The organism is Lyngbya sp. CCY1209 (genome assembly GCF_035615495.1).
Taxonomy (GTDB): Bacteria; Cyanobacteriota; Cyanobacteriia; order Cyanobacteriales; family Microcoleaceae; genus Limnospira.
The window spans coordinates 1-11,828 of sequence record NZ_JAJENU010000312.1; the positions used below are offsets into that span (position 1 = coordinate 1).

8 protein-coding genes and 1 pseudogene are annotated in these 11,828 nt (G+C 58.1%); 4 read left to right on the top strand and 5 right to left on the bottom strand.

All coding sequences use genetic code 11. The features are described 5' to 3' along the window. Positions 1-73 precede the first annotated feature (73 nt). Positions 74-1,234, bottom strand: a pseudogene (locus LKE08_RS08970) (DUF3536 domain-containing protein); the annotation flags it as partial. Positions 1,235-1,787: 553 nt separating this feature from the next. Between LKE08_RS08970 and cax the strand changes: the two are divergent. Both cax and LKE08_RS08980 read left to right on the top strand, forming a co-directional pair. Further along, positions 1,788-2,900, top strand: coding sequence for a calcium/proton exchanger (cax, locus tag LKE08_RS08975; RefSeq protein ID WP_324703878.1), 1,113 nt, complete (start codon positions 1,788-1,790; stop codon positions 2,898-2,900). 211 nt (positions 2,901-3,111) lie between these two features. Further along, a complete protein-coding gene (locus LKE08_RS08980; RefSeq protein ID WP_324703879.1) occupies positions 3,112-5,157 on the top strand; it encodes a serine/threonine-protein kinase in 2,046 nt (681 codons plus the stop codon). 68 nt (positions 5,158-5,225) lie between these two features. On the opposite strand, the gene LKE08_RS08985 is transcribed toward LKE08_RS08980, so the two are convergent. The 4 genes from LKE08_RS08985 to LKE08_RS09000 form a co-directional block, all read right to left on the bottom strand. Continuing rightward, on the bottom strand, positions 5,226-7,079 hold the full coding sequence (locus tag LKE08_RS08985; protein WP_324703884.1) for an iron uptake porin: 1,854 nt from the start codon (positions 7,077-7,079) through the stop codon (positions 5,226-5,228). 179 nt (positions 7,080-7,258) lie between these two features. Further along, complete coding sequence (locus LKE08_RS08990; protein WP_324703880.1) at positions 7,259-9,502, bottom strand: alkaline phosphatase PhoX; 2,244 nt, start codon at positions 9,500-9,502, stop codon at positions 7,259-7,261. 149 nt (positions 9,503-9,651) lie between these two features. After that, positions 9,652-10,392, bottom strand: coding sequence for a response regulator transcription factor (locus tag LKE08_RS08995; RefSeq protein WP_324703881.1), 741 nt, complete (start codon positions 10,390-10,392; stop codon positions 9,652-9,654). Between the two features lie 87 nt (positions 10,393-10,479). Continuing rightward, a complete protein-coding gene (locus tag LKE08_RS09000; RefSeq protein ID WP_324703882.1) occupies positions 10,480-10,644 on the bottom strand; it encodes a hypothetical protein in 165 nt (54 codons plus the stop codon). 283 nt (positions 10,645-10,927) lie between these two features. On the opposite strand from LKE08_RS09000, the gene LKE08_RS09005 reads away from it, so the two are divergent. Both LKE08_RS09005 and LKE08_RS09010 read left to right on the top strand, forming a co-directional pair. Further along, positions 10,928-11,668 carry a creatininase family protein gene (locus LKE08_RS09005; protein ID WP_324703883.1) on the top strand — a complete coding sequence of 247 codons (741 nt, stop codon included), beginning with the start codon at positions 10,928-10,930 and terminating at the stop codon, positions 11,666-11,668. 10 nt (positions 11,669-11,678) lie between these two features. Further along, on the top strand, positions 11,679-11,828 hold a 150-nt coding region (locus LKE08_RS09010), incomplete at its 3' end, for a zinc ribbon domain-containing protein (RefSeq protein WP_324703885.1).

Sequence of the window (11,828 nt, forward strand, 5' to 3'; positions counted from 1 at the left end):
GCGACTGAAGTCGCCGTTCGCTTTTCATCCGTGCTTTAAAAAGACACGGCTTTCAAGCTCTCGTCCTTTTCTCGTAACCGTCCCTCGCCGCCCAGGGATCGTTGAAAAACTGCCGCCCCCGATCTTCGTACAAATCCGCCAATTGATCCCGCAGCCAATTCAGGGCATCCCGCAGGGGGCGCCGCCATTTTTGATGCCAGATGCCCCCACCTCCACAGCCGCACTCATCCTGCCAGCGGTCCACACCGTGGAAGCAACTCCAGGCGGTGACGGGTTTGAGTTCCACTTCCCAGGCGGGGGGGCAGATGCTCAAATAGTGGGCGAAGTTCGTCACCGTCCAACCCCGCTGCGGGCATTCTTCCACGAAGGTATAGGCGATGCACTTTTCGGTGCCATTTTTGTGGTGTCCGAAGGTTTCCCCGTCGGTGGCGACGGAGATCAGTTGGGAGGGGCGGTGGTCGCCATGCACGGCTAACCCCAGGCGTCCGGCCAGGTTCCCGGAACTGTTGAGGACTTCGTTGAAGCCCATGTCGCGGGAGATGGGGCCGTCGTAGAAGAAAATATCGATAAATCGGCTTTCGTCCCGGTTGCCATCACTATCTTTGAGATAGCAGCGGTAGGGGCGGGTGGGGTCGATTTGACCGCCCCCCACTTCGATCCAGTCGGGATCGGGGGAATCTTCTGAAGGCAGGACTCGGCACCGCTGGGCCTGGGAGGGGGCGAGGATGGTGAAGCGGATGCCTTCGGCAACTAAGGCTTCTAGGGTGGGGTAATCGACGGCGGTTTCGGCCAGCCAGATGCCCTCGGGATCGCGCCGGAATCGGGATCGGAAGTCTTCGATCCCCCAGCGAATTTGGGTGATTTTGTCCCGTTCGTTGGCGAGGGGGAGGATGATGTGGTTGTAGACTTGGGCGATCGCATTTCCGTGGCCGTCGAGGCGTCGGGCGCTGTTGCGATCGGCTTCCAGGATTTTTTGGTAAACTTCCATGTCGTACCGCTCCAACCAGCTCATTAGGGTCGGTCCGATGTTGAAGCTGAGGTATTCGTAGTTATTGACGATCCCCACCACTTCGCCGCGATCGTTGAGGATGCGGGCGAAGGCGTTGGGGCGGTAACATTCGTGGTGGATGCGTTCGTTCCAGTTGTGGAAGGGATCGGCCGAGGGTTGGCGCTCGATCGCGTCCAGGTCGGGGTTTTCCCGGGGCGGCTGGTAGAAGTGGCCGTGGATCGTAATATAAACCCCCGTCGCCACTTTTTGGGGGTGGCGATCGGCCCCGGTGTCGGGGAGTGACGGGGCGATCGCGGCTTCGGTTCCGAGGCTGACTCGGATCTCAGTTGAGGAAACCATGTAATTCCTTCCTTTCCATAAGTTGTGACGGGCAACCCCCACGGAACGGGACGCGGATCGTCTCGTTCCTCGTCGAGGGCTATTCGGATGGGCAAAATACTTGAAGTCTGAATTCGGAGCTGTCGCAGCCGCTCATTACACCTCTCCAACGGCGGGAAACCGTGCGACCTCCGCCAGACGGGCGAACAACACTGAAGATAACGGTTTTAAAAAATTATTCGGTCGGCGCTTTCTGTCACCCAATAGCATGGTATATTTTATCCGACTTTTGGGCAAGGAGGTGGTTAAGAAAGTTAATGTTCGGAGATAAATTGTTGCAAAAATTGGACGCAAAACTTAACATTGCCCGATCGCCCCGTTTGAGGTGAAATTCAATCCGCTACAATTCGGGTTGTATCTAGCACCTGCGATCAAAACCTCAAGTATTTTCTTCAACCTCATGATTAATGCCAAAACGATCCTTTCGTTACTGCTGATTTTCATCCCCATTTCCGTCGCCGCCACCTTTCAGGGCTGGGGATCGACGGTGATTTTCGTCACCTCCGCCCTCGCCATCATCCCCCTGGCCGGTTGGATGGGGACAGCCACCGAGGAAATCGCCGTCGTCCTCGGTCCCAATCTGGGGGGGTTGATGAACGCCACCTTCGGAAATGCGACGGAATTAATTATCGGGATCGTCGCTTTAAAGGCGGGATTGATCGATGTCGTCAAAGCCAGCATCACGGGATCAATTATCGGCAACCTGTTGCTGGTGATGGGTTTGGCGATGTTCCTCGGGGGGTTGCGCTTCAAAGAGCAAGAATTTCCGTCCGTGGTGGCCCGCCTGAACGCCTCGGCGATGAATTTAGCCGTGATCGCGATCCTGGTGCCGACGGCCGTCGATGTCACCTCCGCCGGCATCGAAGAAATCACCATGCAGCGCCTCTCGGCCGCCGTGGCGATCGTATTGATCGGGGTGTACATCCTGACGCTATTGTTTTCGATGAAAACCCACACCTACCTTTACGAAGTGGGACTCGCCGAAAATGAACCGGAAGGCGCCGCGGAGGGGGAAGAACAGAGCGAGCCCCACGAGGTCAATTTGTGGCTGTGGGTGGGGGTGCTGCTGGTCGCTACGATAACGGTTGCAGTGGAGTCCGAGTTGCTGGTGGACAGCCTGGAGGAGGCCACCGAAAGCCTCGGCCTGACGGCCCTATTTACCGGGGTGATCCTGGTCCCCATCATCGGCAACGCCGCCGAACACGCCACGGCCGTCACCGTCGCCATGAAGAATAAAATGGATCTGTCGGTGTCCGTCGCCGTCGGTTCGAGCCTGCAAATCGCCCTGTTCGTGGCGCCGGTCCTGGTGCTGGCGGGGTGGCTGCTGGGCCAGCCGATGGATTTGGACTTCAACCCCTTTGAACTGATCGCCGTCGCCGTCGCCGTCCTGATCGCCAACTCGGTCAGTTCCGACGGCCGTTCCGACTGGCTGGAGGGGGCGCTGCTGCTGGCGGCCTACGCGGTGTTGGGACTGGCCTTTTTCTTCCATCCCGTCGTCGAAGGCTTGGCGTGAGAGGGCAATAGGGAGTAGGGAATGGGGAGTAGGGAATGGGGAATTTTAGATTCTTCTCATCTTTGCCCCTGTGTCCCTCCGCTTGACCGTTGCTTGACCGTTGTCGCCTCCGCCCCTCCGTGCGGCTCAAAAACCGACTTTTGAGACAGAGTGTAGCCCCCTGAGCTATAGTGGAGTTAAACTGGCAACCTCGACCTGGGTTCTGGCTTCTGTGAGTTATTGCCTCAATCCCAATTGCCCCAAACCGGACGACGAGTCAAATGCAAAACGACGCATTTGCTGTCAATGTGGCTCGGATCTCTTGCTGCAGGGGCGTTATCGTGTCTTAAAAAAAATGGGGGGCGGGGGATTCGGTCAAACCTTCGAGATCCTCGACAAAAAAGACAACACCCGAAAAGTCTTAAAAGTTCTCCTCAAAGAGCATCCGAAAGCGATCGCTTTATTCAAGCAAGAAGCGAAGGTTTTGAGTCAGCTCAACCATCCCGGCATTCCCCGGGTCGATGCGGACGGTTACTTCACGTTCATGCCCAAAGAGGGCGAGCCGCTGCACTGTTTGGTGATGGAAAAAATCGAGGGGTTGAACCTTCAGGAATGGATGAAAGAGCGCAAGAAGGAACCCATCGATCCGGAGCAAGCCCTGGAATGGTTGCGACAACTGGCCGACATCCTCGATCGCGTCCACAGTTTGCAGTATTTCCACCGGGATATCAAGCCCCAAAATATCATGCGAAAGCCCGACGGGCAGCTCGTACTGATCGATTTTGGGACAGCCCGGGAAGTCACGGAAACCATCATGGGATTCGCCGGCGACCTGTCGGACCCGGAGAACGAAAAAAAACACGCCACCGGCATCGTTTCCCCGGGCTACACGCCCCCCGAACAAACCAACGGCAAAGCCGTCCCCCAGTCGGACTTTTTCGCCCTCGGCCGCACGTTCGTCTATTTGCTGACGGGGAAACCCCCCACCGCCTACCCGGAAAATCCCCGCACCGGGAAGCTGCTGTGGCGCAAGGGAGCGCCCAACCTGTCCAAGCAGCTCGCCGACGTGATGGATTACCTGATGGCCCCCTTTCCGGGCAACCGGCCCCAAAACCCCCAGGTGATCCTGCAATGTCTGGCGGAAGTGGAACTGCACCGTCCGGAACCGGAAGAAGAGGAATCCGACAAAGACGAGCCGAAAGATCCGAAAAAAAAGAAGCCCAAACCCAAAGATGGGGAGAAACGTCCGTTCAACTTTCGGATACCCCTCAAGGCGATGGGCATCATGAGCGCGGTGCTGGCGACTTCGACTCTGATTTACACCCAGGTTGACGGCTATCTCCGCTACGGGTTCATCCCCACCAATCCCGCCCTGGTGTTGAAGGGATTGCCGAATAGCCTGTGGTTGCAGGGGTATGAGCGGGCGCTCGGCCAAGTTTACGCCCTCACCATCGCCCCGGACGGTCAAACCCTGGTGGCGGGAACCTTCGGCACCATCCGCCGCTGGAATCTGAACTCGGGGCAGTTCATCGACCCCCCCATCGCCGCCCATTCCAGTTGGGTCAAGTCCCTGGCGATCGCCCCCGACGGAGAAATTGTCGCCAGCGGCAGCAATGACAAGACGATCCGCCTCTGGAACCTCCAACAGGGCATCCGCCAGCGCACCATCGAGGGCCATACGGGCAGCGTCAACGCTTTGGAGTTCAGCCCCGACGGTCAAATCCTGGCCAGCGGCAGCGACGACCGGACGATCCGCCTCTGGGATGCCAGTGGCGTGCGAATCCGGACGATCCCAGCCCACGATGCCCCCATCAACGCCCTAGCCTTCAGCCCGGACGGCCGGGTGATCGCCAGCGGCAGCACCGACGGGACGATCAAGCTGTGGAACATCGGCGACGGCATCCGGCGACTGACGATCGGCGGGCACTCGGGGGGCGTGAACGCGATCGCCTACACCCCCGACGGCCAAACCATCGCCAGCGCCAGCGACGATGGCAGCGTGCGACTGTGGAACGCCGCCACGGGCGACCCGGTGCGGGTGTTGCGGGGACACGAGGGCGGCGTGAAGGCCCTCGCCATCACCCCCGATGGTCAGACCCTGATCGGGGGGGGCGATCGCATCATCCTCTGGGATCTGGAGACGGGCCAGAAGTTGGCCACCCTGTGGGGCCATTCCCGGCCGGTCACCGCCCTGGCCGTCAGCCCGGACGGGAAAACCCTCGCCAGCGGCAGCGAGGATAAAACCATCAAAATTTGGGCACTGCAACTCGAACCCTAGGCGATCGAAAAAGGGAGGAAAAAGCGCCCAGCTTTCCCCTCCCCGTCGAATTAAATTCCGAGCGAATTTTAGAAGCGGAACGTCGTCCGCAGGGTTCCGACAACGATGGTATCGTTGATGTCGCTGTGGTCAGGGTTGGTCACCACATAGAAGCCCGGAGTGATCGAGATATAGTCGTTGAACGCATACCGGTAGAAGGCCTCGATGTGCAAAGAGGTATCCCCATCTTCCAGGCGCTCGGTGCTGTGGGAGGTCACTTTCGGGGGCATACCGAAGACGATCCCGCCCAGGTCGCCTTCGCTGAAGGCATCCGGGAACCCGAGAGTCAAAGCCCAGTTGAGGATGGTGGCATCGTCATCGCCGTTGTTTTTCTGATTCGCCCAGGTGGCACCGAACCAGCCGCCCAGTTCCACCTTCTCGACGACCCGCCAGTTGAATTGGAAGCCCAGGTTGTCGCTGGTGGTGGAGTTGTCTCCGAAGGGGCGATCGGCGATCCAGCTACCCGTTCCCCCCGAAATATTGACATCTCCGTTAGTAAAGTATTTGCGGGCGTATTCCAACCCAAATGCCAGCTCGTCGGTCGGCTCGAAGACGAACTGAGCCGAGCCGGTATTGCCCCCGTTAAACAGACCATTGCCCTCGGTGGCATCCGCCGCGTTGCCGGCCACATAACCCAGGTTCAGCTTGAACTGACCGTCACCGCCAAAGGCAAATTTCGCGGCCGCGCCCGTCCCTTCCGGACCTCGGAAGATGGTGGGGTTGCGCTGTCCGAACCGGGAAATCGAAGCCCCCCCGGAGCTATTGAAGGGGGTGACGACATCCATCGTGTCATCCAGGTCGAGGCTGTTGGCGCCGATGTAGAACTGCGCCCTGCCGTTGAAAGCGGGGAAACGGTAGTACAAGTCATCGATTTCCACCCCGTCCGAGTTGCCGCCGATCGCCGTCCGCGCCATCAGGGTATTGTTGAGGTCGAAGTCGTTGAGGTTGGGGACGTCTACGGCTTGCAAACGAGTTCTCAGCAAGTCTTCCCCGGTGAAGCTGGTATCGAAGTTCAGACGCACCCGGTAGCCGAAGTAGGTCTGGGTGGGATCGTCGCTCTCCTCCCCAAAGGGTCCGCCGACGACGTTATAGTTGCTGCGTTCGCCGAAGCTGTCACCGGGCCAGAACACCACTTCCCCGCGCAGCTTGGTGGTAGTGGAGAACTGGTTAGCCTCCAATTCGGCCGTCCGGGCTTCCAGGGCGTACACCCGGCCGCGCAGGGTTGCCAATTCGGCCGCAAATTCTTCCTGAAGGCGCTGCAAGACCGCCAAATCTTCCCGAGTCACCAGGTTGGCGACGGAAGCCGCGATCAGTTCGTTAACCCGCTCCAAACAGGCGTTCAGACCGGCGGCGAACTCGTAGCGGGTCATAGCCCGGTTGCCCTTGTAGGTGCCGTCGGGATAACCGGCGATACAGCCGTAGCGCTCAACCAAGGATTGCAGGGCTTGGAAAGCCCAGTCCGTGGGCTGCACGTCGGACAACTGGGAAACGGAAGTCACAAAATCCATCGAGTCAGTGACTTCGCTGTACTCGTTGATCTGCTCGAGATCGGAAATGTTGACTTCGTTTTCCGCCTCGGGTTGCACTTGCGCCAGTTGCAGGGGTTCTGTGGCGGGTTCGAGTCCGAATTCCACCCCGTCCGGAGATTGCAGTTCGGGAGAGGTTGCCATCGGAGCTGGAGGCTCACCCTCTGGCGGGACTGCCGTGAAAATGTTGGAGTTGGCACCTTCGTTTGCATCGGAAGCCAGGGGAGCCACTTCAGAAGTGGGTTCTAGCTTGGCTGAAGGGCTTTCTGTGGCTAAGGCAGCGCTTGTGCTTAATAGAAGAGCAGTACCCAGAACGCCTGGACTCTGCTTCAGAGTATTCCATAGGATCTTGTTCATCATCTCAAATCTCACACCGACTTAAAAAGACCTAAGCAAGGGAGTCCCCAGCTCGACTGAACCAATAGTACCATATGTTAACAGTAGTTCGCGCCGAGTCAAGTGGGGGTGAGAACAGGGCTGAATCATCCAGTCTGTCCTCGTTTGGAAGGTGAGCAGTACACTCCTGGTGCGGGCAATTACACGATCGCCTGAACGTGTTTCCGACGGATCGCCACGACGGCCGGTTTGGGGGGATCGTCCGGGGTTCGACCGGGCCAGTTCGAGCCGACGGGAACCTCGCGAGTTTGAATAAACTCCTCACCCTCCGGGGTCGTCATGGCAAATTCCCGGATTTCTGAAGCCATATTTTGACGCATCCCATTATACTCTCCCGGATGCTGCGCGGCCAGAAATAGGGTCTGTCGGTCGGCGGTCAAAAACGGCCCGCACATCTCGCATTCCATCGGTCCGATCGCGAACAGGTAAGCGTTCCCCGCCGCCGGCCCGGTGGTGGGCAAAAACCACACCGAGTTGTTGCCGTAGATGCCCAATAAATCCGTGGGTTCCAACGGTTTTCCGGACGGATCGACCCGGCCGGCGGGAACCGGGCGATTGTGGGTCCCCGTACTCATGTCCGTCACCATCCACAGGTTGCCCAGACTGTCGAAGGCGAGGTTGTCGGGGTTGGCAAATCCCGAGCCCCCCTCAGCGACCTCGCCCCCCGTCGCAAACATTTCCCAGCGAAATCCCATCGCACCCGGATCATCATTCGATTCGATCAGGCGGACGATCCAACCCGCCTCGTAGGGCATGGCCTCCCCGGGTCCTTTAAAAATCCGCCCGTCCGGGCCTTCCCCATTGCCGCTCGGAGATCCGGAGGTGAAGGCAATATATAAGGAACCGTCCGGGGCGATATCCGTATCTTCGGGGCGGGCCGTGCAGGTGACTCCCGCCGCGCTGGCAGCCAGGTGGGCGTCAATCAGGATCGCCCCCTGCTGAGTTTCCCCCTCTCCGAGATACAGGTCTCCCAAGGTCTTATACTGACCTTTAAAAATGTCCACCTCCCGATCGCTCGTGGCGACGAAACTCCCCCCGTCCGGGCGCAGCGGCAGGGCAATGACGCCCCCCACGTGGACGCCGGCCGGGTCGGGATCGACGGGGGTATCGGCTTTGAGGGGAATCCAGCGGCCCGTGCCGTCGGGGTAGAATTTGGCACCGTAGAGCATCCCCGCTTCCAACAAACGGGAATTTTCGCGATCGCCCGGATCGGCCACCCGATCGCGACTGACAAACTTATATAAGTGCCCCCCCCGGCGATCGCACCCGGAATAGACGGCCAGCGGTTTCCCGGCGACCGCCCGAATCCCCACTGCCTCATGGCGGTAGCGTCCCAACCAAGTGTGTTTGGTGCCGTAATCTTCGGGGTCGGCTGGATTCACTTCCACCATCCATCCATATTTATTACCCGCCAGTCCCAAAACGTTGCCCAACCCCCCGTTGGGCCCGGAAAAGGGCGTTTCGGAGGGGGAAACGGACGTTCCATCCGGGTAAACCGCTTCGGGGACAAAACTTTGGAAATTCTCCTCCGCACTGAACACCGTCCCCCAAGGACTCGTCCCCCCCGCACAGTTGGCGAAGGTGCCGATGATGCGATCGCCCAGGCGATCGTCGTAACCCCGCCCCCCCTTGCGGAAGACGGCCGCAGCCGGCCCCGTGGATTTCAAATGGCGTCCGTCGATCCAACCGGAAATCCCCGTGATGCGGCGGTCGGTGGAGGAATAAGTCCGCACCCAGCGTCCGTCAGCCTCCCGGCGCACCGAAATCACCCCGATGCCCATGTCGGTCAGCCCCGCCTCAGAAATCTCCAAAATCGCCTTCCGCAGCGGGTCGTCGGCGGGCAAAGAAAAGGCATCGATCGCCCCGTTTTTCTGCGCTTTCAGGGCATCCCGGACGGCCTCCACCGGCAGCGATCGCCCGATGGTTCCTTCGTAAGCTTCCAACCAGGGGCGGGGGCTGATGTACTCAAAATTGACGGTCAAAAAACCCTCGTTTTTTCCCGTTTCAATAAAAGATAAATAATCGTTGTTATAACCGAAGCGGGAGTCCCCCACCGGGTCGCCCCAGGCGGCGATCGTGTCGTAAGTAAACCCCTCGGGAACTACCAAATCATCGACGACCTCATAACGGAGATAGGGCTCAATGGGTCGGGAAGCCGTTCGGGTCGAGACGGGCAATAACTGCGCCGTCGGTTCGACTCCCGGACTGTCCGTCGGCAGGGGCATCGGCCCTCGGACGGGTTGAAAACCGGGCGAAACCGGCGGGGTTTCGGAGGGGGGGGAACTGAGGAGGTTGCGATCGCCGGAGTCCCCGCAGGAGTTGAGGGCGATCGACCCCAAACCCGCACTCATAAACAGCAAAAATTCTCGACGTTTAAAGCTCATAAAAGGTTTGAAAAAAATCGGCAATAAGAGTCAATCAGGGAAGCAAATAATAACTCGTTTTTTACCAAAAATCAACCGAATCTCTAAGATGGTTAAGGATCTCCAGTGTCGGCTGTCGAGAAGTGAAAAATTTCGGAATCCCTATTCCCTTAGCCGAACCGATAGCCGAACCCGCGCACGGTGATGATATACTCCGGCTTGCTCGGGTCGATCTCCAATTTTTCCCGCAGCCAGCGGATGTGAACGTCAACGGTCTTGCTGTCGCCGATAAAATCCGGACCCCAAATCAAATCGAGAAGCTGTTCGCGGGACCAGACCCGGCGGGGGTAGCTCATGAACAACTCCAGCAGGCGAAATTGTTTCGGGGACAGTTTCACCTCTTCACCCCGGACGACCACCCGACATTCTTCTTGATAGAGGGTAATACTTTTGTACTGGAGCATCACGGGTCCTGGCACTTGTCCGAGTCGTTGGCGGCGCATCAAGGCGCGGCAGCGAGCGATAAACTCGCGGATACCGAAGGGTTTGGTCAGATAATCGTCGGCCCCGGCTTCCAGATAAAATGCACAGTTGTTGGCCGTCTCCCGGCTGCCGACGATCAAAATGGGGACGGAATTTCCGTGATGCCGTAACATACGACACAGATCGAGACCGTTGGTCGAGTCCATAATCAGTAGGTTGAATGGAAACTCCCCGGCTCCGGATGTGGGGTTCTGTACCGAAGGTAAAGCATCCCGGCTGTCCAGGGCGAGAATCACCTTGTAACCCTGTTCTTCCAGGGCGAGAGATAGCATATCCCGCCAGGGTTCTTCATTTTCAAGCAAAAGAATCTGTCCGGTGTGTCTGACCTCGGGACGGTAGGAATTTTTGCTCAAATCCGGAGAAAACATAAGTATTGATTCCTAATTGTGGATGGTGTGGGATTGCAGTCGCTTACCGGCTCAAATGCAAGGCATTGCGCTCTCATGCAGGGAAAATCAACCCAGCACCACCCATCCGACAAAGGTATGTTCTCCGTTATTGATTCGTTCCAATAGTTGCGATCGCACGGCGATCACCGGCTGATTGCCCGGATCGACTCGACGACCCGGGAGACCTTCACCTCGCCCGTCCTCTGGCTTGATGGCCAGGTTGTTAAACATTGGTTTCCACCCCCAATCTGCCCGCTATTGTTGAATTTTCGTGGATCATAGTGGAGCTGTTACCTATCCTATTTGAGATAGGTTAACGTTAGGTAAAGAAAAAGTAATCTTTTGGTTAAGTTCCGCATCTCGCGTTAACGTCCGATAACGAACCGTGTCGGGGCTCGCCGGGGAGAATTGAAACGATCGCCGATCCGCCCCTTGAATTCCCTGCCACTCCCCTGCGATCGATCTTAAGATAACATTCAGATTTTCTTTAACATTTTTAACCGAACATCAATAAATGTTGCTACATCTTTGCACCTGGCCCGAAGTCGAGTCCTACCTCGATCGCTCCACCGGAATCATCCTCCCCATCGGGTCCACCGAACAACACGGGCCGACGGGATTGATCGGCACGGACGCCATCTGCGCCGAAGCGATCGCCAAGGGGGTGGGAGAGGCGACCGGCGCTTTGGTGGGACCGACGATCAACGTGGGGATGGCCCTGCATCACACCGCCTTTCCCGGCAGCATCAGCTTGCGACCCAGCACTCTTATAAGGGTAATCAAAGATTATATCACATTTTTATCCAAAAGTGGATTCTCGACCTTCTTCTTCATCAACGGCCACGGGGGAAATATCGCCACCCTCAAAGCCGCCTTTTCCGAAACCTACGCGCATTTGGCCGATCTGAATTTACCGAATAGCGATCGCGTCCGCTGTCGGGTCGCCAACTGGTACCAGTGCGAATCCGTCTACCGACTCGCCAAACAACTCTACGGCGCCCGGGAAGGCTCCCACGCCACCCCCAGCGAAGTCGCCCTCACCCAATATATTTACCCCGACTCCATCAAAACCGCCCCCCTCGATGCCAACGTCGCCAAAGGCCATCCCATCTACGGTGCCGCCGACTTCCGCCGCCACTACCCCGACGGCCGCATGGGTTCCGACCCGTCTCTGGCCACCCCCGACCACGGCCGACAGTTGTACGAATTGGCCGTCAAAGATCTCAGCCGTTCCTATCTGGAATTTTTGAATTAGGGTGTGCTCGGTGCTCGGTGCTCGGTGGGGGGGCGGAGAAGGCAGGGGAAGCAGGGGGATTCACCGCTCTGGCAAAACTTTCGAGTGTGGGTATTGCGGATGGGAAGGCGACGCTGATTTTAATGGAGCCAACAATATCAAACGTCTTGGAGGCGTTGTA

Excerpts from the sequence above, each read along its gene's own strand:
- cax (WP_324703878.1), top strand. The coding sequence starts at position 1,788 with ATGATTAATGCCAAAACGATCCTTTCGTTACTGCTGATTTTCATCCCC.
- LKE08_RS08985 (WP_324703884.1), bottom strand. The coding sequence starts at position 7,079 with ATGAACAAGATCCTATGGAATACTCTGAAGCAGAGTCCAGGCGTTCTG.
- LKE08_RS08990 (WP_324703880.1), bottom strand. The coding sequence starts at position 9,502 with ATGAGCTTTAAACGTCGAGAATTTTTGCTGTTTATGAGTGCGGGTTTG.
- LKE08_RS08995 (WP_324703881.1), bottom strand. The coding sequence starts at position 10,392 with ATGTTTTCTCCGGATTTGAGCAAAAATTCCTACCGTCCCGAGGTCAGA.
- LKE08_RS09000 (WP_324703882.1), bottom strand. The coding sequence starts at position 10,644 with ATGTTTAACAACCTGGCCATCAAGCCAGAGGACGGGCGAGGTGAAGGT.
- LKE08_RS09005 (WP_324703883.1), top strand. The coding sequence starts at position 10,928 with ATGTTGCTACATCTTTGCACCTGGCCCGAAGTCGAGTCCTACCTCGAT.